The 24,411-nt window shown below is 70.9% G+C and carries 26 protein-coding genes, 1 tRNA gene and 1 pseudogene; 15 read left to right on the plus strand and 13 right to left on the minus strand.

Going from position 1 to position 24,411, the window contains the following annotated elements; translation table 11 throughout:
- Positions 1 to 313: 313 nt before the first annotated feature.
- Positions 314 to 976 (minus strand): HAD family hydrolase, encoded by a 663-nt coding sequence (locus LPW41_RS15920; protein WP_230705377.1) that lies wholly within the window; start codon positions 974 to 976, stop codon positions 314 to 316.
- Between the two features lie 104 nt (positions 977 to 1,080).
- Between LPW41_RS15920 and paaA the strand changes: the two genes are divergently transcribed.
- The 7 genes from paaA to LPW41_RS15955 all read left to right on the plus strand — a co-directional run bounded on the left by paaA (position 1,081) and on the right by LPW41_RS15955 (position 6,530).
- The gene (paaA, locus tag LPW41_RS15925) at positions 1,081 to 2,052 is read left to right on the plus strand and encodes a 1,2-phenylacetyl-CoA epoxidase subunit PaaA (RefSeq protein WP_230705378.1); all 972 of its coding nucleotides are present in this window, start codon (positions 1,081 to 1,083) and stop codon (positions 2,050 to 2,052) included.
- Complete coding sequence (paaB, locus tag LPW41_RS15930) at positions 2,052 to 2,357, plus strand: 1,2-phenylacetyl-CoA epoxidase subunit PaaB (protein ID WP_055838158.1); 306 nt, start codon at positions 2,052 to 2,054, stop codon at positions 2,355 to 2,357. Before paaA ends, paaB begins: the two co-directional genes overlap by 1 nt.
- A gap of 146 nt (positions 2,358 to 2,503) precedes the next feature.
- Positions 2,504 to 3,331, plus strand: coding sequence for a 1,2-phenylacetyl-CoA epoxidase subunit PaaC (paaC, locus tag LPW41_RS15935; RefSeq protein WP_230705379.1), 828 nt, complete (start codon positions 2,504 to 2,506; stop codon positions 3,329 to 3,331).
- Positions 3,328 to 3,810, plus strand: coding sequence for a 1,2-phenylacetyl-CoA epoxidase subunit PaaD (gene paaD, locus LPW41_RS15940; RefSeq protein ID WP_144785651.1), 483 nt, complete (start codon positions 3,328 to 3,330; stop codon positions 3,808 to 3,810). Before paaC ends, paaD begins: the two co-directional genes overlap by 4 nt.
- Positions 3,810 to 4,946, plus strand: coding sequence for a 1,2-phenylacetyl-CoA epoxidase subunit PaaE (gene paaE, locus LPW41_RS15945; protein WP_230705380.1), 1,137 nt, complete (start codon positions 3,810 to 3,812; stop codon positions 4,944 to 4,946). The genes paaD and paaE overlap by 1 nt, the downstream gene beginning before the upstream one ends.
- 5 nt (positions 4,947 to 4,951) lie before the next feature.
- Positions 4,952 to 5,722 carry an enoyl-CoA hydratase/isomerase family protein gene (locus LPW41_RS15950; RefSeq protein WP_230705457.1) on the plus strand — a complete coding sequence of 257 codons (771 nt, stop codon included), beginning with the start codon at positions 4,952 to 4,954 and terminating at the stop codon, positions 5,720 to 5,722.
- Between the two features lie 70 nt (positions 5,723 to 5,792).
- Positions 5,793 to 6,530 carry a hypothetical protein gene (locus LPW41_RS15955; protein WP_230705381.1) on the plus strand — a complete coding sequence of 246 codons (738 nt, stop codon included), beginning with the start codon at positions 5,793 to 5,795 and terminating at the stop codon, positions 6,528 to 6,530.
- 262 nt (positions 6,531 to 6,792) lie between these two features.
- Here LPW41_RS15955 and LPW41_RS15960 read toward each other — a convergent pair whose 3' ends face one another.
- A complete protein-coding gene (locus LPW41_RS15960; protein WP_144833972.1) occupies positions 6,793 to 7,080 on the minus strand; it encodes a Fe-S cluster assembly protein HesB in 288 nt (95 codons plus the stop codon).
- 113 nt (positions 7,081 to 7,193) lie between these two features.
- Positions 7,194 to 8,045, minus strand: coding sequence for a LuxR C-terminal-related transcriptional regulator (locus tag LPW41_RS15965; protein WP_144833973.1), 852 nt, complete (start codon positions 8,043 to 8,045; stop codon positions 7,194 to 7,196).
- A 139-nt stretch (positions 8,046 to 8,184) separates the two neighbouring features.
- Here LPW41_RS15965 and LPW41_RS15970 point away from each other — a divergent pair, with 139 nt between their 5' ends.
- Together LPW41_RS15970 and LPW41_RS15975 are read left to right on the plus strand one after the other, a co-directional pair.
- Positions 8,185 to 8,538, plus strand: a complete 354-nt coding sequence (locus LPW41_RS15970) for a DUF485 domain-containing protein (protein ID WP_144833975.1) — start codon at positions 8,185 to 8,187, stop codon at positions 8,536 to 8,538.
- Positions 8,535 to 10,151: a cation acetate symporter gene (locus tag LPW41_RS15975; RefSeq protein ID WP_186325541.1), complete on the plus strand. Its 1,617-nt coding sequence runs from the start codon at positions 8,535 to 8,537 to the stop codon at positions 10,149 to 10,151. Before LPW41_RS15970 ends, LPW41_RS15975 begins: the two co-directional genes overlap by 4 nt.
- A gap of 139 nt (positions 10,152 to 10,290) precedes the next feature.
- Here LPW41_RS15975 and LPW41_RS15980 read toward each other — a convergent pair whose 3' ends face one another.
- Positions 10,291 to 10,842 (minus strand): methylated-DNA--[protein]-cysteine S-methyltransferase, encoded by a 552-nt coding sequence (locus tag LPW41_RS15980; protein ID WP_230705382.1) that lies wholly within the window; start codon positions 10,840 to 10,842, stop codon positions 10,291 to 10,293.
- Between the two features lie 199 nt (positions 10,843 to 11,041).
- Between LPW41_RS15980 and LPW41_RS15985 the strand changes: the two genes are divergently transcribed.
- A complete protein-coding gene (locus LPW41_RS15985; RefSeq protein ID WP_186325542.1) occupies positions 11,042 to 14,761 on the plus strand; it encodes an AAA family ATPase in 3,720 nt (1,239 codons plus the stop codon).
- Between the two features lie 202 nt (positions 14,762 to 14,963).
- Positions 14,964 to 15,197 carry a hypothetical protein gene (locus LPW41_RS15990; protein ID WP_144833979.1) on the plus strand — a complete coding sequence of 78 codons (234 nt, stop codon included), beginning with the start codon at positions 14,964 to 14,966 and terminating at the stop codon, positions 15,195 to 15,197.
- Between the two features lie 68 nt (positions 15,198 to 15,265).
- Here LPW41_RS15990 and mscL read toward each other — a convergent pair whose 3' ends face one another.
- Genes mscL through LPW41_RS16005 form a run of 3 tightly spaced genes read right to left on the minus strand, consistent with a single transcriptional unit; the run spans position 15,266 to position 16,606 of the window.
- On the minus strand, positions 15,266 to 15,688 hold the full coding sequence (mscL, locus tag LPW41_RS15995) for a large conductance mechanosensitive channel protein MscL (RefSeq protein WP_144833981.1): 423 nt from the start codon (positions 15,686 to 15,688) through the stop codon (positions 15,266 to 15,268).
- 34 nt (positions 15,689 to 15,722) lie between these two features.
- Positions 15,723 to 15,992 carry an FmdB family zinc ribbon protein gene (locus tag LPW41_RS16000; protein ID WP_144833983.1) on the minus strand — a complete coding sequence of 90 codons (270 nt, stop codon included), beginning with the start codon at positions 15,990 to 15,992 and terminating at the stop codon, positions 15,723 to 15,725.
- Between the two features lie 17 nt (positions 15,993 to 16,009).
- Positions 16,010 to 16,606 carry a 5-formyltetrahydrofolate cyclo-ligase gene (locus LPW41_RS16005; RefSeq protein WP_144833985.1) on the minus strand — a complete coding sequence of 199 codons (597 nt, stop codon included), beginning with the start codon at positions 16,604 to 16,606 and terminating at the stop codon, positions 16,010 to 16,012.
- 62 nt (positions 16,607 to 16,668) lie between these two features.
- Here LPW41_RS16005 and galU point away from each other — a divergent pair, with 62 nt between their 5' ends.
- The 4 genes from galU to LPW41_RS16025 all read left to right on the plus strand — a co-directional run bounded on the left by galU (position 16,669) and on the right by LPW41_RS16025 (position 19,594).
- Entirely contained in the window at positions 16,669 to 17,562 is an 894-nt protein-coding gene (gene galU, locus LPW41_RS16010; RefSeq protein WP_144833987.1) for a UTP--glucose-1-phosphate uridylyltransferase GalU, read from the plus strand.
- Between the two features lie 14 nt (positions 17,563 to 17,576).
- Positions 17,577 to 18,200, plus strand: a complete 624-nt coding sequence (locus LPW41_RS16015) for a GNAT family N-acetyltransferase (RefSeq protein WP_144833988.1) — start codon at positions 17,577 to 17,579, stop codon at positions 18,198 to 18,200.
- Positions 18,201 to 18,299: 99 nt separating this feature from the next.
- On the plus strand, positions 18,300 to 19,364 hold the full coding sequence (locus LPW41_RS16020) for a large exoprotein (protein WP_144833990.1): 1,065 nt from the start codon (positions 18,300 to 18,302) through the stop codon (positions 19,362 to 19,364).
- A 157-nt stretch (positions 19,365 to 19,521) separates the two neighbouring features.
- Positions 19,522 to 19,594, plus strand: a tRNA-Ala gene (locus tag LPW41_RS16025).
- A 54-nt stretch (positions 19,595 to 19,648) separates the two neighbouring features.
- Here the strand turns inward: LPW41_RS16025 and LPW41_RS16030 are convergent.
- The 6 genes and pseudogenes from LPW41_RS16030 to LPW41_RS16050 form a co-directional block, all read right to left on the minus strand.
- A complete protein-coding gene (locus LPW41_RS16030) occupies positions 19,649 to 20,398 on the minus strand; it encodes a LysR substrate-binding domain-containing protein (RefSeq protein ID WP_144833992.1) in 750 nt (249 codons plus the stop codon).
- A 46-nt stretch (positions 20,399 to 20,444) separates the two neighbouring features.
- Positions 20,445 to 20,564 (minus strand): annotated as a pseudogene (locus LPW41_RS17180) (LysR family transcriptional regulator); the annotation flags it as partial.
- A gap of 58 nt (positions 20,565 to 20,622) precedes the next feature.
- A complete protein-coding gene (locus LPW41_RS16035) occupies positions 20,623 to 21,258 on the minus strand; it encodes a DedA family protein (RefSeq protein ID WP_144834318.1) in 636 nt (211 codons plus the stop codon).
- A 225-nt stretch (positions 21,259 to 21,483) separates the two neighbouring features.
- Complete coding sequence (locus LPW41_RS16040; protein ID WP_230705383.1) at positions 21,484 to 21,873, minus strand: VOC family protein; 390 nt, start codon at positions 21,871 to 21,873, stop codon at positions 21,484 to 21,486.
- Between the two features lie 167 nt (positions 21,874 to 22,040).
- Positions 22,041 to 23,627 carry a hypothetical protein gene (locus LPW41_RS16045; RefSeq protein ID WP_144833994.1) on the minus strand — a complete coding sequence of 529 codons (1,587 nt, stop codon included), beginning with the start codon at positions 23,625 to 23,627 and terminating at the stop codon, positions 22,041 to 22,043.
- Positions 23,609 to 24,352, minus strand: a complete 744-nt coding sequence (locus LPW41_RS16050; protein ID WP_144834321.1) for an ABC transporter ATP-binding protein — start codon at positions 24,350 to 24,352, stop codon at positions 23,609 to 23,611. The genes LPW41_RS16045 and LPW41_RS16050 overlap by 19 nt, the downstream gene beginning before the upstream one ends.
- Positions 24,353 to 24,411 lie beyond the last annotated feature (59 nt).

Below are 24,411 nucleotides of genomic sequence, written 5' to 3' on the forward strand. Positions count from 1 at the left end.
CCCGAGTCGCCCGCCGGATTGAGGGGATCGGGTTCGCCGCGCCGCCGGTTCTCCTGCGGTGCGGCCCGGCCCGCGGTGCGGCCCGGCCCGCGGTGCGGCCCGGCCCGCGGTGCGGCCCGGCCCGCGGTGCGGCCTCCCCGACGCGGCTCGACGAAGGGGCCTCGCGCCCGCGCGTCGAGGACGCACCGCTTCGTCGAGGACGCACCCGTCGGGCTTCAATCGGGTGCGTCCTCGACGACCGCGTGCGTCCTCGACGACCGCGTGCGGTCTCGCCGATGCGGCGGGGGCCGCGTGGCGGGGGCCGCGTGGCGCCTCAGGCCCCCGCGCGCGCGAGGGGCGTGTCGTCGAGACCGGCGATCAGGTCGCGGAGGCTGTCGAAGACGCTCTCGGCCCCGGCATCCGTCAGCTCTTCCCGCGAGAAGCCGCCGGTTCGTACCGCGATCGTGGGGACGGATGCCTTCGAGGCGGCGATCGCATCCCAGGGGGAGTCGCCGATCATGACGCCGTGGGCGCCCGAGACGCGCGCGAGCGCGGTCTGCACCAGATCCGGCGCGGGCTTGCTGGCGTCCACGTCGTCGGACGTCGTCCACGCGTCCGCGAGCTCGCGCGCGTCGAGCAGATCGAGGAAGTGCTCGACGTGGTCCTTCTTGCCCGAGCTCGCCAGCACGACGCGGAAGCCCCGCTCTTTGACGGCCAGCAGCAGGTCGTGCGCGCCGTCGAACGGGCGGACCTCGTCGATCATGGGGGAGATCTCCTGGCTCCAGGCATCGCGCAGGGCATCGCCGTGCTCGCGCTCGACGGCGTCGCCCACGAGTGCGGGGACGAGCTGGTCGCCGCCCTTGCCGATCGAGCGGTGAATCCGCCAGACCGGCAGGACGAGGTCGAAGCGCCGGAACGCGCGGTACCACGCGAGTGCGTGCTGGTAGTTGGTGTCGACGAGGGTGCCGTCGACGTCGAAGATCGCAGTGTCGGCCATGACCCCACTCCATCCGGTCGGAGATCGAGGGTCACGGCCGTTGCGGCTTATGCGCACCCCGGCTACACTTTTACTGAACGATCGGTCTGTAAAAGGAGTCGACGATGACGATGACCGCCCCCACGACGGAGGCCCTCGACGGCGAGGCGATGTTCGACGCCCTGATCGAGGCCGACGGACGCATCGAGCCGCGCGACTGGATGCCCGACGGCTACCGGCGCACGCTCATCCGCCAGATCTCGCAGCACGCGCACTCCGAGATCATCGGCATGCAGCCCGAGGGGGCGTGGATCACCCGGGCCCCGAGCCTCAAGCGCAAGTCGATCCTGCTCGCGAAGGTGCAGGACGAGGCCGGGCACGGTCTGTACCTGTACTCCGCCGCGCAGACGCTCGGCATCACGCGCGACGAGATGACGCAGCAGCTGGTCGACGGCACGGCGCGGTACTCGTCGATCTTCAACTACCCGACCCCGACGTGGGCCGACATGGGCGCGATCGGCTGGCTCGTCGACGGCGCCGCGATCTGCAACCAGGTGCCTCTGTGCCGTGCGTCCTACGGACCCTACGGCCGCGCGATGGTGCGCATCTGCAAGGAGGAGTCGTTCCACCAGCGCCAGGGGTTCGAGATCCTGCTGACGCTCATGCAGGGCACCGACGAGCAGCGGAAGATGGCTCAGGATGCCGTGGACCGGTGGTACTGGCCGAGCCTGATGATGTTCGGACCCCCCGATGACGACTCGCCCAACTCGGCGCAGTCGATGGCGTGGAACATCAAGCGCTTCAGCAACGACGACCTGCGCCAGCGCTTCGTCTCGATGCTCGTGCCGCAGGCCGCGGTGCTGGGCGTGACCCTGCCCGACCCCGAGCTGCGCTTCAACGACGAGACGGGCCAGTACGACATGGGCGAGATCGACTGGACCGAGTTCCAGGAGGTTCTCGCGGGTCGGGGACCGCTCAACCGCCAGCGCCTGCAGAACCGTCGCGCCGCGCACGAAGAGGGTGCGTGGGTGCGAGAGGCCGCGGCGGCGTATGCCGCCAAGAAGAGCGCCGCCCGCACCGAGACGGCGGCCGCCTGATGGCCACCCCCGGCGGCAGCCCCGCCGAGACCTGGCCCCTGTGGGAGGTCTTCGTGCGCGCGAACCGCGGTCTGAGCCATGTGCACGTCGGCTCCCTCCACGCGCCCGACGCCGAGCTCGCGGTGCGCAACGCCCGCGACCTCTACACCCGTCGCGGCGAGGGCGTCTCGGTGTGGGTCGTGCCCTCGGATGCCGTGACCACGAGCGACCCGGGAGCCAAGGGCGCGTTCTTCGAGTCGCCCGCGGGCAAGAACTACCGGCACGCGGTGTACTACACCGCGTCAGAGGGGGTGCCGCACCTGTGAGCACCTCGACCGATCACGGCGCAGCGCCGGCGGCGGAGGCGATCGCGGGAGACCGGTCCCTTCGACAGGCTCAGGGACCTGATGCGGCGACGGTGGCTGAGCCCGACGCGGGGGACCGGTCCCTTCGACAGGCTCAGGGACCTGCGGTGAGCGACGCCCACGACCCGCACGGCGACGTCTCGCTCGACGTGCGCGAGCTCTCGGCCGAGTTGGCCGGGGGAGAAGACCGCGCGACCGACCCCGACGTCGCCGCCTACGCCCTGCGCCTCGGCGACGACGCCCTGATCCTGTCGCAGAACCTCTGCGGCTGGATCGCCCGTGCCCCCGAGCTCGAGGAAGACGTCGCCCTCGGCAACATCGCCCTCGACCTGCTCGGTCACGCCCGCTCGCTGCTGCGTTACGCGGGGTCGTACGACGGCCGCAGCGAAGACGACCTCGCCTACTGGCGCGACGAGCCCGAGTTCCGCAGCGTCTGGCTGTTCGAGCTCCCGAACGGCGACTTCGCGCACACGATCGCCCGTCAGCTCCTGGCATCCGCGTATCTGCTCGAGCTGTACCGCGACCTCGCGGCATCCGCCGATCCGGTGATCTCCGCCGTCGCGGCGAAGGCCGAGAAAGAGGTGGACTACCACCGCGACCACGCGGTGCAGTGGACGCTGCGTCTCGCCGGCGGCACCGACGAGTCGCGTCAGCGCTTCCTCGTCGCCCTCGACGACGTGTGGCCCTACCTCGACGAGCTGTTCCGCGACGAGCCGCTGCACGACCGTCTCGAGGCGATCGCGGTGCGCCCGTCGTCGCTGCGCGGTCGCGTCGACGACGTGCTCGCCGCCGTCCTGGCCGAAGAGGACGTGCCCGTCCCCTCGATCCCCGGCTCCTCCGCGGGGGGTCGTCGCGGCGCCCACCACCCCTCGTTCGGGCCGTTGCTCGCCGAGATGCAGGTGCTGGCCCGCCGGCATCCGGGGGCGACGTGGTGACCGCGGCCCTCGAGCACGCGCGCGAGGTCGTCGCGGCCGTCGTCGACCCCGAGGTGCCGGTGCTCACGATCGACGACCTCGGCGTGCTCCGCGACGTGCGCCTCGACGGCGACACGGTGACCGTCACGATCACCCCGACCTACTCGGGCTGCCCCGCGGTCGACGCGATCCGCGATGACATCGTGCTCGCGCTCACCGCGGCCGGCTTCGACAACGCGGTGGTGAAGACGACGCTCACCCCCGCGTGGACGACCGACTGGATGAGCGACGACGGCAAGCGCAAGCTCTCCGAGTACGGCATCGCCCCACCGACCGGACGCGCGCCCGCGGGACCCATCCGTGTGACGCTCAGCGTCGCGTGCCCCCGCTGCGGTTCGTTGAACACCCGCGAGGTCTCGCGCTTCGGCTCCACCTCGTGCAAGTCGCACTGGGAGTGCCGCGCGTGCCTCGAGCCCTTCGACCACTTCAAGGCCCTCTGATGACGATGACGGATGCCGTGAACCCGGCAGCCACTCCCGGAACCCCGCGCGCCCGCGCCCGCTTCCACACCCTGCGTGTCGCCGACGTGCGCCCGCTCACCCCGACCGCGATCGAGGTGACCTTCGCGGTGCCCGACGACCTCGCTGACGCGTTCGACTACGCGCCCGGGCAGTACGTCGCGCTCCGTGCCCGTGTCGACGGCGAGGAGCTGCGCCGCTCGTACTCGATCTGCCGACCGCCGGCGCGCGGCTCGATCAGCGTGGGCATCAAGCGCAACCCCGACGGCCGCTTCTCGACGTGGGCGCACGAGGGTCTGCGCCCCGGCGACAAGGTCGACGTGATGAGCCCCCAGGGCACCTTCGTCTCGAAGGCCTCGACCGCGACGGGCCACATCGTCGCGATCGCCGCGGGCTCGGGCATCACGCCGATCATGGCGCTCGCCGCCGATGTGCTCGAGCGACCCGCCGACAGTCGCATGACCATCGTCTACGCCAACCGGTCGTCGACCGACGTGATGTTCGTCGACGAACTCGCCGACCTCAAGGACCGCTACCCGTCGCGCCTCACGCTGCACCACGTGCTGTCCCGCGAGCAGCGCGCGGCGCCGGTGTTCTCGGGGCGCATCGACGACGAGCGGCTGCGGCTGATTCTCTCGCGCCTCATCGATCCGGCATCCGTCGACGAGTGGTTCCTGTGCGGGCCGTTCGCCCTCGTCGAGCTGTGCCGCCAGGTGCTCGCCGAGGTCGGCGTGCCGCGCGAGCGCGTGCGCTTCGAGCTGTTCACCGCAGGCGAGGGCGACGCCCCCGCGCAGACCGGGGGAGCACGCCCGGTGCGCGTGCGCCAGGACGAACCGGTCCGCCGCATCGACTTCACCCTCGACGGGCAGTCGGCTTCGGTCGACAGCCCGGTCGCCGCGAACGAGACGATCCTCGCCGCAGCACTGCGCGTCCGACCCGACGTGCCGTTCGCGTGCGCGGGAGGCGTGTGCGGAACCTGTCGCGCCCGCGTGATCGAGGGCGCCGTGTCGATGACCGAGAACTACGCCCTCGAGCCCGATGAGATCGAACGCGGGTACGTGCTCACCTGTCAGTCGCACCCGAGCACCGACGCCGTCCGCGTCGACTACGACGGGTGAGCGCGATGATCGACTACCGCTTCGACGAGGGCGTCGCCGAGATCGTGCTGAACGCGCCCGCTCGGCGCAACGCCCTCGGACTCGACGACCTGCACGAGCTCGCCGCCGCGTACGACCGCGCCGAGGCCGACGGCGCCCGCGCCGTGCTGCTGCGCGGAGAGGGACCGTCGTTCTGCGCCGGCCGCGACATTTCGGGCGTCCATCCCGCGACCGACGACGTCGCCGGTTACCTCGACGACACGCTCACCCCGCTGCTGCGACGCGTGGCGATGTTCCCCGCACCGACCTTCGCCGTCGCGCATGGCGCGTGCCTCGGCGTGGGAGTCGGCCTGCTGATCGCCACCGACGTCGTCTACGTCGCCGACACCGCCAAGCTCGGCTCGCCCTTCGCCGCCCTCGGGGCGACCCTCGACTCGGGCGGTCATGCGCTGTTCGCCGAGCGCCTCGGCATGCATGCGACCCTCGACCTCATCTACACCGGGCGCCTGATGTCGGGCGACGAGGCGGTGCGCGCGGGGCTGTTCTCCCGGGTCTTACCGGCCGACGAGGTGACGGATGCCACGGCGCTGGCCGCCCGTACGGCGGCGGCGGGTCCGACGGCGGCGTTCCGCGCGAGCAAGCGCATCGTGGCGGCGGTGCGCGACGAGCGCCTCGGGCTGTGGGAGGCGATGGCCCTGGAGAACCGCGCGCAGGCCGCCCTGGCCGCCACGGCGGACTACCGCGAGGGGTTCGCTGCGTTCCAGGCGAAGCGTCGACCGGAGTTCACCGGCCGCTGAGCACGCGATCCGACCCCCGCGTGCGCGAATCGTCCGCGGGCCGCGGCGGCATCGCTGATTGAATCGGACCATGCCGCGCATCGACGATGATGACGAACTCTCCGCCCTCCGCCGACGGGCCTACGCCCCCGGGGCGGACATCTCCGCCGACCCGGCGGCGCTGCGCCGACTCATCGAACTCGAAAGCCGCGACGTCGCCGACGACCCCGCTCCGCCCGTGCCGGAGGCCGCCGACGAGCCGAGCGGGCCGAGCGATGCGGGGGAGCCGCCCGTGGCATCCGACCCGCCGCGTCGGAGGTTCCGGATGCCGCGCCTGCGGCGTTCCACGACGATCCTGCTGACCGCGGCCGCCCTGGTCGTCGTGTGCGCGGCGACGGCGCTCGTGCTGGTGCAGCGCGTGCAGACCGACCCGCTGCAGGTCGGGGCGACGCAGATCGCGCGTCTCGCCGCCGATCCGGACTTCGACGTTCCGGCATCGTTGACACGGGGCGTCACAAGCGCGGTGACGGCATACGAAGAGTTCGAGGGCTTTCGCGTCATCACCTATGCCCCGTTCGAGGCCGACGAGAACGCAGCCCGATGCATGACGGTGTGGCAGCCCGAGCTGCTCGAGGTCTCCAACGGTGGATTCTCCTACGACGGGCGCCTGTTCCTGGATTCGTGCGGAGCGGGGATCTTCCCGGCCGAGGGAGTGCTGCAGCTCACCGAGGACTCCGCCGAGATCCGGGCGACCGATCTGCCTCCCGGCACCGCCGTGCAGTTCGTCTACGACGCCCCGAACGACGAGGTCGTGGTCTTCCGGGGCTGAGGTAACGGCATCCGCCCCGTTTCTCGTGCGATCGCCGCGCCCTGCGCCGCTCGCGGCCCGCACGCATCGCGAGACTTCATCTCGCCGACAACTCCGTTGCAGCCTGACGCGGGGATGTCAGCGAGTTGCAGTCTCGGGCACTCTGGGGACACTCGCGGCCCCGGGACGGATCCGCCGAACGTAAGAGCACCTCGACGGGATACCCCCGCACACGACGATGCCCCGGCGCGCGGCCGGGGCATCGATCGGAAGCGTCAGCGCGTCAGGCGGCGTTGGTCACCGCGAACTGCACCGAGCCCTGCTCGGGGTCGACCTGCGCGTCGAGCACGCGGTCGTCGAGCACCGCTGCGGCGTCGCTGTCGAGGAAGACGCGCGCTCCGCCGTTCTCGACGACGGCGTCGCCGGTGGCGGGGGCGTCGACGACGCTCAGCTTGAACTGCGACTCGGGGGAACCGGCGCCCTCGATCCGGATGCCGCTGTGCGGGGCGTCGGGGATCTGGGCGGTGATGGTCTTGACGGCGGTCGTGGCCTCTTCGGTGAGCGTCAGCATGGGCGACTCTCTTTCTCTGATCGACGACAGGAGTCAGCCACGATGCCGAGAATCCGCGCGGCTCTCAACCTCAAACGGTCATTGCCAGGGCTTTCTCACCGGCCGTCCAGGCGTCAGGGGAGCAGTCCCGCGCGGCGTGCGCGGGTGACCGCGGCGTGCCGCGTCGAGGCGTCGAGCTTGGCCATCGCCGAGGCGAGGTACGACTTCACGGTGGTCTCGCGCAGCTGCAAGGTGGTCGCGATCTCGCCGTTCGTCGACCCGACCGCCGCGCACGCGAGCACGTCGATCTCGCGGCGCGAGAGGTGCACGTCGGGGTCGGGTGTGGTCACGGGGGTGTCGCCGGTGAGGGCGGCGAGCCGGCCCTCGACGTCTTCGAGGCGGCGGCGCACGCTGTCGTCGCCGACAGTGGCGGCGATGCTGCGCAGTTGGGCGTAGCTCTCGCGGATCTCTTCCCGCGCTCCGGCGCTGAGCCCGCCCTCGGGGGTGGGCGCCGACTGCAGGCGGCGCTCGACCTCGGCGCGCACGCGCAGTTCGGTGCCGAGCTCTCCGGCGACGTCGAACGCGGGGCGCGCTTCGACCTCGCCGACCGGCGCCTGGGCCCACGAGCCGCAGTAGAGCACGCCGCGCGCGGTGCCGCCCACGAGCACGGGCACGGCGAAGAGGGTCGCGATGCCCTCGCCGAGGATGGCGCGGTCGTAGTCGTGGGTGATCGAGCGCGAGGTGCGGTAGTCGAGCGTCATGCGGGGGCGTCGCTCGACGAGCGCTCGTCCGCCGAGACCCCGCGAGGCGTGCACGACGAGCCCCTCGATGCTGCGCGTGCGGGCGCCGACGATGCTCGACACGTGCACGGCGCCGTCGTGCTCGAGGCCGCCGAAGGCGACGGGGAAATGCGTGCGTCGGGCGAGTTCGACGACCGCGTGCGACACGAGCGTCGCATCGTCTCGAAGTGCGGAGGGTGCAGCCACGCACTACCTACTTCCGGGGGTGACGGCTTCATCGCCGCGTTTCGTAGCGTCGACTGTATCACCGGGAAAGCTGACGCCGACCCGGACTTTTCCCCGATCGGCGCAGCGTTGCGCCGGACGCATGAGGCAAGGAGGCCACATGACGGATCGTCGGATCGACGACGCGCACACCAGCGGCGTCGACTACATCGCGGTCGAGGAGTCCGCCCCGTTCCGGGAGCTGAAGCGGCGGCAACGCAGCTTCGTCTTCCCGCTCGCGGTGGCGTTCCTCGTCTGGTACTTCGTCTACGTTCTGCTGTCGTCGTTCGCGCCGGAGTTCATGGCGCAGCCGGTCAGCGGCGCCATCACCGTCGGGCTGCTCTTCGGGCTCGGCCAGTTCGTGACCACGTTCGCCATCACCATGGGCTACGTCGCGTACGCCAACCGCCGCCTCGACCCGGGTGCCGAGCAGCTGCGCTCCGAGCTCGAGCGCGCTGAGGAGGGTCGCTCGTGAACGACGTGCTCGCCTCCATCGATGCGGCCGTGCAGACGGTCGAGAACAACCCGGTGCTGAACATCTCGATCTTCGGTGCGTTCGTCGCCGTGACGCTGTTCATCGTGATCCGGGCCAGCCGCAACAGCAAGACGGCGGCCGACTACTACGCGGCGGGCCGGTCGTTCACGGGACCGCAGAACGGCTTCGCGATCGCGGGCGACTACCTCTCGGCGGCGTCGTTCCTCGGCATCGTCGGGGCGATCGCGATCAACGGCTACGACGGCTTCCTCTACTCGATCGGCTTCCTGGTGGCGTGGCTGGTGGCTCTGCTGCTCGTGGCCGAGCTCATGCGCAACACCGGCAAGTTCACGATGGCCGACGTGCTGTCGTTCCGGCTCAAGGAGCGCCCGGTGCGGATGGCCGCGGCCATCACGACCCTCGCGGTGTGCTTCTTCTATCTGCTCGCGCAGATGGCGGGCGCCGGCGGACTGGTGTCGTTGCTGCTCGGCATCACCGAGCGGGTGGGGCAGTCGATCGTCGTGGCCGTCGTCGGCATCCTGATGATCGTGTACGTGCTCATCGGCGGCATGAAGGGCACCACGTGGGTGCAGATCGTCAAGGCGTTCCTGCTCATCGGCGGCGCGGTCGTCATGACGGTGTGGGTGCTCGCGATCAACGGCTTCAGCCTCAACACCCTGCTCGAGAGCGCCGTCGCCGCCTCGCCCAAGGGTGACGCCGTATTGGCTCCGGGTCTGCAGTACGGCAAGAACCCGTGGGACTTCATCTCGCTCGCGCTCGCCCTCGTACTCGGCACCGCGGGTCTTCCGCACGTGCTGATGCGCTTCTACACGGTGCCCACCGCGAAGGAGGCCCGTCGCTCGGTGGTGTGGGCGATCTGGCTGATCGGCCTCTTCTACATCCTCACCCTCGTGCTCGGTTACGGCGCGGGTGCCCTCGTGGGCTCGGAGGCCATCCTCGCGGCGCCCGGCGGCGTCAACGCCGCAGCCCCCCTCCTCGCCTTCGCGCTCGGCGGTCCGCTGCTGCTCGGCTTCATCTCGGCGGTCGCGTTCGCGACGATCCTGGCGGTGGTCGCGGGTCTCACGATCACCGCGGCCGCGTCGTTCGCCCACGACATCTACGCGAACGTCGTCAAGAAGGGCGACGTCCCGCCCGACGGAGAGGTCAAGGTGGCGCGGCGCACGGTGATCGTGATCGGCGTGCTCGCGATCCTGGGCGGTATCGGCGTGCAGGGGCAGAACGTGGCCTTCCTGGTCGCCCTCGCCTTCGCCGTCGCGGCTTCGGCGAACCTGCCGACGATCCTCTTCTCGCTGTTCTGGCGTCGGTTCACCACGCGTGGTGCGGTGTGGAGCATGTACGGCGGGCTGGGCTCGGCTCTGCTGCTGATCTTCCTCTCGCCGGTGTTCTGGGGGACCCCCACGAGCGTGTTCGTCAACACGGGAGTGGCGATCTGGCCGTTGAACAACCCGGGCATCGTCTCGATCCCGCTCGGGTTCTTCCTCGGCTGGCTCGGGTCGGTGACCTCGCGCGTCGCGGAGGATCGGCGCAAGGCCGCCGAGATGGACGTGCGCTCCCTCACCGGCTTCGGAGCGGAGAAGGCCTCGAACCACTAGCGGCCCGCTGCGGTCGCCCGGCGCCCGGTCCTCGCTTCGGCGGGGCCGGGCGTCGGCGCGCGCAGAGGCGAGGGCCGTCGGCATCCGTCCCTCTCCTCCCACGGCGCGTCCCCTAGGAGAATCGGAGGGGCCCAGGCGCTCACACGGAGACGCGGTCCGCCTCAGAGACGGGGAGGGACCCGCCCAGCAGCGCCTCGGCCTCCAGCGTCAGCAGGAACCGCTTCACCTCGGGGTGACCGCCGTACTCGCCGATCGATCCGTCGGAGCGCACGACGCGGTGCACCGGCACGACGATCGAGAACGGGCTCGACGCGCACGCGGTGCCCACGGCGCGAGCGGCGCGATCGACGCCGGCCATCCGCGCGACCTCGCCGTACGACGCCACCTCGCCATAGGGGATCTCGCACGTCGCCTCGAGCGCCGCCCGGGTGAACCCGCGCACGAGGCGGAAGTCGAGCGGCACGTCGAACTCCCGGCGCGCGCCGTCGAAGTACTCGTCGAGCTGCGCCACGAGCGACGCCCCCACTGCGGAATCCGGCTCGGCCATGACCCCCAGTCGATGAGCGATGCTCTCGCGGGCGAGGTCGAGACCGTCGTGCGCGACGTCGAGGCGCACGAGGGCGTCGTCGACGAACGTGAGCAGGACCGGCCCCACCGGGCTGTCGTAATCGGTGCTGGTGACTCTGTTCATGCGCTCATCCTCACGACCGCGTCGATCTCGTGCTGCGGCGGATGCCGGGAATGGGGACGATCCGCTCGACTCGCCGCCTGTGGAGGAAGCGCCGATCGCGCGGCGTGTCGTCTATTCCCGCGAAACTCGCCCCCGCTGCGCGGGATCCCGCATCGACCGGCTTAGTCTGGCAGGTGTGTGGCGAGCTGAGGACGGGACCGTGATCGGTACCGACGGAGACGAATCGACGTCCGTCGATCCGGGCGAGCTGCGACTGTCGGAACCCGGCATCGTCGTTCGTCACGTCGCCGACCCCGAACGCGACCGCATCAGGGCCGAGGCCGCGGTGCTCGGCGGGCGCTCGACGCTGCTGCGGTTCGACGACGCGCGCGACGCCGGCATCGACATCACCAAGGCGCACCCGGGCTCGCTCCCGCAGTTCATCACGGGTCGCGCCACCATGCTCAGCAACCTCTTCCGCGACGAGGTCGCCCTGCGCACGGCGCGGATGGCCGCAGAACGCATCACCGCCAAGAACGTCGAACTGCGCACCGCGCGCGGCCTCGAGCCCGTGCACCTGGCCGTGGGCCTGTCGGCGTGGAAGATCGGGGGAGTGGAGTGGTCGGCCCCCGTGCTGCTGCGTCCGCTCGCCATCCGCCGCCACCACGGCGACTTCGAGCTCAAGCTGCACGGCGCGTTCGTGATGAACCCCGAGCTGGCGCGTGCGTTCCGCACCCACCTCGGCATCCAGATCGACAGCGCGGCCCTCGCCGGTCTCGCCTACGACCAGGGCGTGTTCAAGCCGCAGCCGGTGATCGACCACATCCGTCGCCTGACGACGCACGTGCCGACCTTCGTCGTGCATCCCCGCCTGATCATCTCGTCGTTCGCCGACGTCGGTTCGGGCATGGCGCGCGACACGCACGACCTCGACGACACGCTGTTGAACGCCCTCGCCGGTCACGCCGACGACCGCGCGCGCATCACCGTGCGCCGCGCCGAGCCGGCCGTCGTCGGGCCCGACGAGCGCCCGCCCGCCGCCGACACCCTCCTCCTCGACGCCGACGCCGAGCAGGAGCGCGTCCTCGCGCGCATCTCCGCCGGCCACTCCCTCGCGGTCCACACGCTCCCCGGCACGGGCGGCACGCAGACGGTCATCAACGCGATCGGCCAGCTCGTGCACGACAACAAGCGCGTGCTCGTCGTCAGTGCGCGTCGGTCGACGCTCGACGGCATCCGGCACCGCCTCGCCGGCGTCGGTCTCACCGGACTCGCCGTCTCGCCGCACCACGTTCGCCGCGATCTCATCCGCGCGATCGGCCGCAACGAGAAGGCCGAGCAGCCCAAGGTCGCCGAGATTGACGACGCGCTGGTGCGCCTTCGCACCGTGCTGCGCGACTACCGCTCGGCGGTGACCGAGCCGCACCTGGCCCTGGGCGTCTCGGCGCTCGACGTGCTGCGCGAGCTCACCAAGCTGGCATCCGTCTCTCCGCCTCCCTCGACCGCGGCGCGCTTCGACGTGGCCACGCTCGAGCGTCTGTCGGGTCGCCGCGACGCGGCCGCGCGGGCTCTGGCAATGGCCGCACGACTGGGCGAGTTCCGCTTCGGCCCCGACGACTCTCCCTGGTACGGCGTCAGCTTCACCCGCACCGAAGACGCGCGGGCCGCGCACGACCTGGCCGGCAAGCTCCACTCCTCCGACGTGCCGCGTCTCATCGAGCGCGGATACGAGCTCATCGCGCAGACGCGCATGCGTCCGTTCCAGACCGTGTCGGAGCTGGGTTCGTACCTCAAACTGCTGCAGGGCATCCGCGAGTCGCTCGACCGCTTCAGCCCCAGCGTGTTCGAGCGCCCCATCGGCGAACTGATCGACGCGCACTCGCCGCGCCGCGACGGCTCCGCGATGAGCGGTCCGAACCGTCGTCGCCTCAAGCGCCTGTCGAAGGAGTACGTGCGCCCAGGCGTGCACGTGCCCGACATGTACGAGGCGCTCATGCGCATCCAGCAGCAGCGCACCGAGTGGCACCGCCTCGTCGAGGCCGGCGTCGCCCCCGAGGTGCCCCTCGGCCTCGCCGACGTGCACGTGGCGTGGCAGCGCACCGACGCCCTGCTCGGAGAGCTCGATCAGATCCTCGGTCGACAGGGCTCGGAGCGTCTGGCGACCCTTCCCGTGCAGCGCCTGGTGCGCACGCTCGCGGGCCTCGCCGCCGAATCGGAGTTCTTCGACAACCTCGTCGAGCGCGCGCAGCTGCGTTCCGAACTCGCCCGTCTCGGCCTCGAGCAGCTCCTCGTCGAGCTGTCGGTGCGCCACGTCCCCGAAGAGCGGGTCGGCGCCGAGCTCGAGTTCGCGTGGTGGCAGTCGGCTCTCGAGCACCTGCTGCGCAGCGATCGCGCCCTGCTCGGCGCGAACACCAGCGTCGTCGACCGTCTCGAGCGCGACTTCCGTCTCGTCGACGAGGCGCACGCAGCGGCGGCGGGTCCGCTTCTCGCGGCGCAGCTCGCGACCCAGTGGCGCATCGGCATCGTCGATCATGCCGACGAGGCCACGGCCCTCAAGCACGCGCTGAAAGACGGCCTGCACACCGCGCAGGAGATCTCGGATGCCGCGCCCACCCTGCTGCGCACGCTCGCGCCGGTGTGGTTGGCGTCGCCCTACGAGGTGCCCGATGTGCCGTGGGATCTGGCCTTCGATGTCGTGATCATCGCGGATGCCGCGGCCCTGTGCCTCGCCGAGGCCACTCCGGCCCTGCGTCGGGCGCGTCAGGTGGTGCTCTTCGGCGACCCGGTCGTGCAGAAGCCGACCCCGTTCCGCGTGAGCGCGGCGATCGCTCCCACTCTCGACGACGAAGACGGCGTCGAAGGCGACGAGGTGCCGTTCGACGACCGGTCGGTGTTCGAGCGCGTGGCCGAGCTGCTGCCGGTCGAGACCCTCACCCGCAGCTACCGAGCCGGGGGAGAAGACCTCTCGCAGCTCGTCAACGACGCCTTCTACGGCGGCGAGATCGTGTCGCTGCCGTGGGCGGGTTCGTACCTCGGACGAGGCAGCCTGAGCGTCGACTACGTCGAGGGCGGAGTCGGCGCGCCCGACCCGGTCAGCGGTGCGGTCGAGAGCCCCGACGCCGAGGTCGCCCGCGTGGTGACCCTCGTGATCGAGCACGCCGTCAACCGCGCCTCCGAGTCGCTCATGGTCGTCACCGCCAGCCGCAAGCACGCCGAGCGCGTGCGCGCCTCGGTCGTCGCGGCGCTGGCCGGGCGGTCCGACATCGCCGAGTTCGTCTCGCGCGACGCGGCGGAGCCCTTCGCGGTGCTCACGCTCGAAGAGTCGGTGGCCGAGAGCCGCGACCGCGTCGTCTTCTCGCTCGGTTTCGGCCTGACCCGTCACGGGCGCGTGCTGAGCGACTTCGGCGACCTGTCGACGCCCGACGGCGAGCGGCTGCTCACGGTCGGTATGACCCGTGCTCGTCGCTCGATGGTGATCGTGTCGTCGATCCGGCCCTCCGCCTTCGACGACGGACGCCTCGAGCACGGAGCCGCGACGCTCATGGGCATCCTCGGCAACGTCGCCGCGCGCGGACGCGAGAGCCGCCTCGAAGACCTCGCCGACCCCCTCACCCGCGCGCTCGCGCGCGAGCTGCGGCAGCTCGGCGTCGAGGTCGACGTGGACTACCGCGGACTGCTGCCGCTGGTCGCGCGCTACCAGGGCAAGGCCGTCGTCGCCGAGAGCGACCCCGAGACGATCGGCGAGTCTCTGCGCGAGACGCTGCGTCTGCGCCCGCAGATTCTGCGGCGACTCGGGTGGCACTACGTGCGCGTGCACGCCTTCGACCTCTACAGCGACCCTGCGGGCGTCGCCGCACGCATCGCCGGGCTGCTCGGTGTCGCGCCCGTCGACGGTGCGGGTCCCGACACGAGCACCGAACAGCTCGACCTGCCCGGCTGAGCCGGCGATGACCGAGAATCCGGACGAGACCGGCTTCGGCGCTGCGGCGGTGAGTCCGGTCCCTTCGACAGGCTCAGGGACCTCGGCTGCTGAGGCTGTCGGAACTTACGACGGGCGCGTGAGTCCGGTCCCTTCGACAGGCTCAGGGACCTCGGCTGCGCCGTCGTCCCCGGCTGAGCCCGTCGACGCCTCCGATGCAGCGATGAGTCCGGTCCCTTCGACAGGCTCAGGGACCTCGGTGGCGCAGGGCGCGGACGACGTCCGACAGCCCGTGGTCCGCGTGCGCGGCGCGCGCCGCGCACGCCTGATGCCCGCACCCGGCACGTCGGCCGAGCCGGCACCCGCCGACGACCCCGCCAGAGGTGCTGGCTCGCGCCCCGCGGCATCCGGGCCGAACGACGCGCGCATGCTGCGCGAGGTGCCCCCGCACTACTGAACGACGAAGCCCACGGCATCCGCCCGTCTCTCGAGAGGGGCACGGATGCCGTGGGCTCCGTCGGTCCGTCAGGCCTTGTCGTTCTGGCGCTCCAGCAGATCGCGGATCTGCACGAGCAGCTCCTGCTCGGTGGGCAGCTTCGGCTCGTCGGTGGCGGGCTCGTTCACCCCGGCGCGAGCGGCGGCGATGGCCTTCCACCGGTTCATCGGGTAGACGAACACGAGGTAGACCACGATCGCCACGGCGAAGAAGCTGATGACCGCCGAGAGCAGGGTGGGAAGGGGGAAGACCACTTCCTGCCCGTAGATGCCCGTGATCGACGGTCCGATCTCGCCGTTCTCCGCAGGCTTGTAGAACACCTCGATCAGCGGGGTGATGACCGCAGCGACGATGGCGTTGACGACCGCCGTGAACGCCGCGCCGATGACCACCGCGACGGCGAGGTCGATGACATTGCCTCGGAGGATGAACTCCTTGAATCCTTTGATCATGCGCAGGCTCCCCTTCTGGCCGCGCCGACCGGGGCTAGGAGGCCGAGGACGGGGCGGACGTCTTCGTTTCCGACTTCGATGATGTCGAAGAACCGCCCGAGCCGCTACCGGACCCGCTCGGGGTGGAGGAGCGGGAGTCGGTGCGGTAGAACCCGGAACCGTTGAAGGTCACCCCGATCGAGCCGTACTGCTTGCGCACCTCGCCGCCGCACTCGGGGCACTCGGTGAGAGCGGCATCCGAGAAGGACTGCACGGTGTCGAAGCGGTGTCCGCACTGCTTGCAGGCGTAGGAGTAGGTGGGCATCGGGTTCCTTCGGGTATTCAGGGGGTGCGTGCGGTGATCTTGACCGTGCGGGTGGGGGTGACCACGCCCGAGACGGGTTGGTCGTGCACGTCGCGGGGCACGTCGTCGATGAGCTCGGAGTCGAAGATGACCGCGTACACCGGCGGGCACTTCTCCATCGAGCCGAGGGTCTTGTCGAAGTAGCCGCGGCCCCAGCCGAGGCGCATGCCGCCCTGGTCGACGGCGGCGGCGGGGATCACCAGCAGGTCGACGTCGTTGACGGCGATGGGCCCGAGCACGTCGCCCACAGGTTCCGGCAGGCCGAACAGTCCCTCGGTGATCTCGGTCTCGGGCGTCGCGACGCTCCAGTCGAGAAGGCCGTCTTCGCGCGTGATCGGAAGAAGCACCCGGATGCCGCGTGCCACCGCCCCGCTGACGAAGGCGTGCGTGCCGGGCTCGGTGGGCGTCGACAGGAAGCACGAGATGCTGCGCGCACCGAGGCGATCGACGAGGGCGTCGAGCTGCTCTTTGACGCCGGCCTCGGCCACCTCGCGCGCGTGCGCCGAAACGGTCTGGCGGCGTTCGCGCAGATCGGCGCGCAGTGCGCGCTTGGCCTGCTCGATGCGATCCGGCATGCCGGTAAGTCTACGTGCGCGCATGTAACGGCGGTGTCGCCGGCTGCCTATAAGGTATGCCCATGCCTCATAAGCCCTTCAAGGCCGTGATCCCGGCCGCCGGACTCGGTACGCGCTTCCTTCCCGCCACCAAGGCGATGCCGAAGGAGATGCTCCCGGTCGTCGACAAGCCGGCCATCCAGTACGTGGTCGAAGAGGCCACTTCGGCCGGTATCGACGATGTGCTCATCATCATCGGTCGCAACAAGAACAACATCGCCAACCACTTCGACTCGATGCCCGAGCTCGAGGCCAAGCTGCGCGAGAAGGGCGACAGCGACAAGCTCGCCAAGGTCGAGCACTCGTCCGACCTCGCCGACATCCACATGGTGCGTCAGGGCGAGCCCAAGGGCCTCGGCCACGCGGTGCTGCGCGCCCGCAGCCACGTCGGCGACCACCCCTTCGCCGTCCTCCTGGGCGACGACCTCATCGACGAGCGCGACGCTCTGCTCACCAAGATGATGGAGGAGTACGACAAGCGCGGCGGTGCCACGGTCATCGCCCTCATGGAAGTCGACCCCGAGCACATCCACCTCTACGGTGTCGCCGCCGTCGAGGCCACCGACGAAGACGACGTCGTCAAGGTCACGCAGCTCGTCGAGAAGCCCAAGGCCGAAGACGCCCCCTCGAACCTCGCGATCATCGGTCGTTACGTGCTCGGCCCCGACGTGTTCGACATCCTCGAGCGCACCGAGCCCGGCAAGGGCGGCGAGATCCAGCTGACCGACGCGCTCGAAGAGCTCGCCACCGGTGGCGGCGACGGCGGCGGCGTCTACGGCGTCGTGTTCCGCGGCCGTCGCTACGACACCGGCGACCGGGTCGACTACATCAAGGCGATCGTCCAGCTCGCGGCCGACCGCGACGACCTGGGCCCGGCGCTGCGTCCTTGGTTCAAGGAGTTCGCCAAGGGTCTCTGACCCCGCGGGGTGCAATGGATCTTTCGATTCCGAGGCGGCACGGCCAGGTGTCGATCCGTCTCATCCGCAATCGCGACGCGCGCGTCCTCCAGCAGCAGCTGATCGACAATCGTCCGTGGTTGCGTCCGTGGGAGGCGACGAGTCCCGACGGCCCCGTGTCGTTCGACATGCGCCTCGGCATCCGTCGCCTCCTGCAGCAGTACCGCGACGGCGTCGGCGTCCCCCTCGTGATGGCGTGGGACGACGACGTCGCCGGACAGCTGAACGTGTGGGGCGTCTCGCGCGGTTCCCTGGGCTCGGCGACGATCGGCTACTGGGTGGCCGAGGAGTTCGCCGGCCGCAACATCACCACGGTTAGCGTGGCGATGGCGACCGACCTGTGCTTCACCGAGCTCAACCTGCACCGCGTCGAGATCTGCATCCGGCCCGAGAACCACGCGAGCCTGCGTGTGGTCGAGAAGCTCGGCTTCCGGTACGAGGGCCTGCGTCGTCGCTACATCCACATCGACGGCGACTGGCGCGATCACTACGCGTTCGCCCTGGTGCGCGAAGAGGTGCCGCACGGTGTGCTCGACCGCTGGCAGCGGGGCCAGGTGCCCCCGGATGCCGCTCGCGTTCCGCCCGCCGACCGCATTTAAGCGCGCTCCCCGGGGTGCTTGCGCCCCATGTGCAGAAGTCTGGGCACGACACGCGGGGGGATGCCGAGGTGTGATCTCTCGGTGGCCTACCTTTATGCCATGGGTGGGCAGGTTCTCAGCGGTGGCGTGATCGTCTTCGTCGCCGTCGCGCTCTGGCTGGTGTACCTCCTTCCGTCGTGGCAGAGCCGACACCGGTTCACCTCGGTCGAACGCAACGCCGTCCGCCTCAATCAGGCGCTGCGCGTGCTCGCCGAGACGGCCGAGACGCCGCGCGAGGTGCACCTCGAGCTCACCACCCGCACCGCCCACCAGCAGCAGAAGCTCGCGCGGCAGGTGCAGGCGCAGAAAGCCCAGATCGAGCTCGCGGCCGCCAAAGCGCGCCTCGAGGTCGCTCGTCTCGAAACCGCGCGCGATCGTGACGTCGTGAAGGAGCAGCGCGCCGCCGCTCTCGACGTCGCCCGCGCCGAGCGCGCCGCCGCGGTCGAGGTGGCCCGCGCCGAGCGCGCCGCAGCCCTCGAGAAGACCCGCGCCGAGCGCGCCGCCGCCCTCGAGCGCGCCCACGCGGAGCGCGCCGCGGCGGTCGCCCGTCCCGAGGCTCGCCGGGCGCGTGCCCGCCGTCGCTTCCGCCTGGCCACGACGGCGACCGCGCTGGTCGGTGTCGTCGCCGCCCTCGTCGGTGCGATCCAGGTCGTCGCGGGAGCAGCCCCCGTCGTGCTGATCATCGGGGTCACCGTCGTGCTGGCCTCGCTCGTCGTGCTTCGCCGACTGTCCGTGATCGCGGCCCGCACCCAGGTGCGTCCCGCGGTCGAGGCGACGGCTCGCGCTGCGGCCGAGGTGCAGGACGTCGCTCTCCTGCCCGAGCCGCGCCCGACCTGGACGCCGCGCGAACTGCCGCGTCCGCTGGTCGCATCGGCCGGCTCACGCGCAGCCGCCGTCGTCGACGAGCAGGTCGCCCGCGAGGCGCTGCGCGCAGCCGCTCGCGAAGAGGCGGCCCGCCACATCGCGGCCACTCAGGCCCCCACGCCCATCGAGACCGCTCGCCCGGTCGAGACGCCTGCCGCCGCTCCCGTGCCGTCGAAGTACGCGGCCATGGGCTACGTCGACGACGGCGAGATCGACGACCACGTGCGTCGTCTGCTCGAGCGTCGCGCGTCGGGCCAGTAAGCCCCGCCGACGACGCCACCGACCGCGGGGCGTCGCCGCCGACGGCATCGCCGACGCAGCGGCATCCGTCGCCCTCATCCGTCGATGCACGGCGCGCCCGGGGTGCGCCCCGCGTCGGGTGACGGGGAGGTGTCGTGATAGTGTTTACGAGGTTTCCGGGCCTGTGGCGCAGTTGGTAGCGCGCCTCGTTCGCATCGAGGAGGTCAGGGGTTCGAATCCCCTCAGGTCCACCGAAAACACAGCGCCGCATCCCTCACGGGGTGCGGCGCTGTTCTGCGTGTGCCTCACTCGGAATGCCTCGCCCCGCCGACGATGGGTGACAGCTCCAGGGCTGCCTCGTGGAACACCTGCACCATCGGGTTCAGGGTGTCGGACAGGCTGCACAGCACCACGGTGGCGGGCTCGATGTCGTCGATCGGCACGTAGGCGAGCTCCTCGCGCTGGTAGCGCCGCGAGGCCGATTCGCCGGCGATGTTCACCCCGGCGCCGACCGCGACGAGCTCCGGTAGCCCCTCGATGCTGTCGGCTGTCGGCCCGCGCTGCGGGCGCGAGCCGTCGGGGCGCGGGTCGACGAGCCACCAGTCGATCACCTCGGGTGCACCGCCACTGGCCGCGACGAAGATCTCGTCCTTCGTGTCGAGGATCGAGACCGACTCCCGTTCGGCCAGGTGGTGTCCGTGCGGCACGACGAGAACCCGCTGCTCGCGCCAGAGCGGCTCGGTGCGCACACGCGGGGCGAGCCGCAGGGGCCACGGGGCGAACACCACGTCGACGAGCCCGGCCTCGAGGTCGCCTGCCACGTCGAAGAACCCCAGTCTCCGCATCTCGATGCGTGCGTTCGGCACCTTCTGCAGGGTCGTGCTGATGGCCGCGGTGGTGAGGGCTCCGGCCCCCGCGGCGACGACGCCGACGCGCAGGTGCGGCGCAGCGATGTCGCGCTGCACCGACCTGCCCCACGCGACGATCAGATCGTGGTCGTCGCGCAGGCGCCGAGCGAGGGGGAGCAGATCGCGCCCGTAGCTGGTCAGCTCCACCTTGCGGGGAGTGCGTTCGAAGAGCTTGACGCCGAGCTTCTGCGAGCTTGCTGATCTGCTGGCTCAGCGACGGGGGAGTGATGCTCAGACGTTCGGAGGCCCGTCCGAAGTGCAGTTCTTTCGCTAAGACGCAGAAGTAGCGGATCGCGTGGATGGGCACGTCCATGTCGCGATCCTCGCTTCCGGCCCCCGCCGCGCCCGGCGGGCACGATCTATGCGACGTGTCAGTCCGTCTCGGTGGCCGCACGGGCTCGACGCGAGGCGAGCGTCTTGCGCACGATCGCGACGACGACGGGGAGCACCGAGATCAGCACGATGACGATCATCAGCACGTCGATGTTGTTCACGATGAACGGGATGCCGCCCAGCAGCAGGCCGATGAGGGTCATCGCCACGACCCACAGCGTCGCCCCCAGGGTGTTCCACACCAGGAACCGGCGGTAGGGCATGTGCGCCGTCCCGGCGGCCACCGGCACGTACGTCCGCACGATCGGCACGAAGCGTCCGAGCACGAGAGAGCCGCCGCCGTACCGCTCGAAGAAGCGCTCGGCGTCGTGCAGACGCTCGGGTCGCAGCACGCGGGCACCATCGCGGAACAAGCGCCGACCGAAGCGGCGACCGAGCCAGTATCCGACCTGGTCGCCGAGGATCGCGGCGGGGATGCCGACCAGCAGCACCTGCCAGGGCTGGATGCCGAGGGGGCCGGCCAGCACCGCCGCGGTCACCAGCAGGGAGTCGCCGGGCAGGAAGGGGAACAGCACGCCCGACTCGATGAAGATGAGCAGGGCGATGCCGCCGAGCACCCACGGTCCGAAGGCGTGGAGGATCGACGCCGCATCGGGCAGGATTCCGGTCGCCATGGCGACGGAGTGGATGTTCACGGCAGGTTCGCTCCCCGATTCGTTCCGGTGCGCGCGGGGTCGCGGGCACCGGGGTCCGGGGGCGACGCTAACGCACGCGCTCTCAGGAGTCGCCAAGAATCCACGGGCCGTGCGCCGAGGCCGATGCGATGCCGGGCGGCACGGCATCCGGAACCTTTCGACGAGGGCGACTGTGGGGCCTCCCTGCGCGAACGTCGCCGCGGCTCACGACGCGGGGTCGGGAAGCGCGGCTCCCGCGCGGATCTCCTGCAGGGCCCAGGAATTGCCGTCGGGGTCGGCGAAGAAGGCGTAATGCACCCCGCCGCCCATGTCCTGCACCGGCGACACGTCGAGGCCGTTCGCCATGAGCCGGGCGCGGACGCTCTCGAGGTCGTCGACGACCAGGTGGAGGTTCGACACGGGCGCTCCCGCACCCATGCCGACGCCGAAGGCGATCGAGCACGAGGAGCCGGGCGGGGTGAGCTGGACGACCCGCATCCCGTTTCCGGGGGAGACGTCGTGGTCGAGCACGAAGCCGACGACGTCGCGGTAGAACGAGATGCTCCGGTCGACGTCGGACACGGACAGGGGGACCAGCTCGAGGCGCATGCTCACGCGCTCACGCTAATGCAGGCCGCATCGCTCAGTCGCCCTCGGCCCACCCGCCGGGGGCGGCGATGTCGAACATGCACGCCACGCCCCACGGGTCGGTCGCCGGCGGGGTCGTGTGGCGCTCACCCGAGACCCGAGCCAGGCGAGCGGGAAGAGTGGATGCCGACGGCTCAGGCCCCCTGGTACGTGCGCAGCTGCGCAAGCAGGCGGGGAGCATCGGCGTCGAAGCGCCGCCCACCGATGAGCACGCCGATCGCGAAGACCACGACGCCCCACACGAGACCGAGCGCGACGGACACCCATCCGGCCCCCGTCACGCCGAAGAAGAGGGCCATCACCGCCGGGATCACGGCGGGCAGAGCGAGCACGGCCGTGAGCCCCCAGCACAGCAGGAACGCCAGGAACATCGCGAACGTCGACCCCGGCACCCGCTTGAACGGAGAGTCGCCCGGGGCAGGCGTCGGAATGACGATGATCGCCGAGCTGACGGCGCTGACCCCCAGGCCGACGAGGGTGAGACCGATCGACCCGCCGACGACCGCGGGCAGCAGCTCCCACCTGCCGACGATCGCGAGGGTCACGGCATCCGCCACGAGGACGAGCGGCACGCTCACGGTCGCACAACCCAGCATGCGCCCGAGGCGGTCGGCGCGCCCTCGGATGCCGGTCTGCAGGACGGTCGCGAAGGCGGTGCCGTCGTACGAGATGTCGGTGTACGCCAGGACCCCGGCGAAGAACCCGACCAGCAGGCCCGAGGCGGCGAAGAACGGTCCGTCGAGATCGCCCCGCGAATAGACGAGCACGAGCACGGGAGCGAAGGGGATCAGCAGCAACTGCCGCAGATAGCGGAAGTCGCGCGTCCACGACGTGAGCGACCGCGCCCAGGTGGCACCCACCGGAGTCGAGGCCATGATGCCGAACAGCCCGAGCGATCCCGACCGGCGCGCGGTCGTCGACCGCGTCGGGGGAGCGATGACGGATGCCGACAGGCTCCGCGACCACAGCAGCCACAGCACCGCGAGGGTGGCGACGGCGATGACGAACTTGGCGAGCCCCGTCAGCCAGGCGCCCGCGGCCAGCTCGCCGGGCACGGCCCACGCGGCGCCGAGGGGCGTCCAGGAGATCCCGGTGACGAGCACCTGCAGGTTCACTCCGCCGGTGCTGGCGGCATCGAGGGCGTTCAGGAGACCGATGACGAGAGGGCTGGCGAAGATGATCAGCACGAAGCCGATCAGTCCGATGAGCTCGCGCGTGCGTCGCCCTCCGCCGAGTCCGCCGGCCAGTGCGGCGACGGCGCGCGAGGCGACGACGCAGGTCAACAGCCCCAGCGGCACGCACACGAGCGCCGCGATCACGGCGACGGGCTGGCGGGCCCACACGAAGAACGTCGCGAGCACGCCGAGGGTCGTCGCAATCCCCGGCACACCCGTCAGCCCGCCCGCGGTGATCGCGATCATCATCTGACGCGTGGTCATCGGGAAGGGCGCGAGTTTCGCCGGGTCGAGGGTGGTGTCGATCCCCGCCGCGAAGATCGGGCCGATCACCCACCCCAGCAGCAGCGCGGCTCCCGCGGCCGTGACGGTCGCGCGGGCGATGTCGAAGTCGAGGGTGCCGACGAAGAAGAGGCCGATCGCGACCAGGGCGAGCATCCACAGCGCACCGATCACGCCGAAGGTGAAGCCCACGAGCTGCATGGGGCTCCGCGTCAGGGTGTTGCCGAGGACGCGGAACCGGATCTTCAGGACTGTCGCAACCACTGCGGCCCCTCCGCGTGGTGCCGGCCGCCGACGAGCTCGACGAAGCGGTCCTGGAGGGTCTGGCCCGCGCGTACCTGGTCGACGGTTCCGGATGCCAGGAGGCGGCCCTGCGCGATGACGGCGACGTGGTCGCACATGCGCTGCACGAGGTCCATGGAGTGGCTCGAGACGATGACCGTGCCACCCGACGCGGTGTAACCGCGCAGGATGTCCTCGATGTTCGCCGCCGACACCGGGTCGACCGATTCGAACGGCTCGTCGAGCACGAGCAGACGCGGCGCGTGCACGAGGGCGCACGCGAGGGCGACCTTCTTGGTCATACCGGCCGAGTAGTCGACCACGGGCGTGCCCGCCGCCTCCTGCAGGTCCATGATGCGCAGCAGGTCGGCGGTGCGCGCGGCGACGTCTTCGCGCGCGAGACCGAACATCATGCCGGTGTAGGTGACCAACTGCTCGCCCGTGAGGCGATCGAACAGCCGCACGCCGTCGGCGAGGTTGCCGATGAGTCTCTTCGCCTCGACCGGCTGCGTCCACACGTCGACGCCGTGGATGCGGACGGCCCCCGCGTCGGGGCGCAGCAGGCCCGTCGCCATCGACAGCGTGGTCGTCTTGCCGGCGCCGTTGGGGCCGACCAGCCCGTAGAACGAGCCGGAGGGCACCTCGAGGTCGAGCCCGGCGACGGCGGTCTTCTGACCGAACCGCTTCACGAGGCCGGTGATCTGCATCGCGGGCAGCGAGTCGTCGGAGGTCGGGGGAGCGACCGCATCGGGCAGGGCGGACGGCG

Origin of the sequence: Microbacterium sp. JC 701 (assembly GCF_021026215.1) — a bacterium.
Lineage (GTDB): Bacteria > Actinomycetota > Actinomycetes > Actinomycetales > Microbacteriaceae > Microbacterium > Microbacterium algihabitans.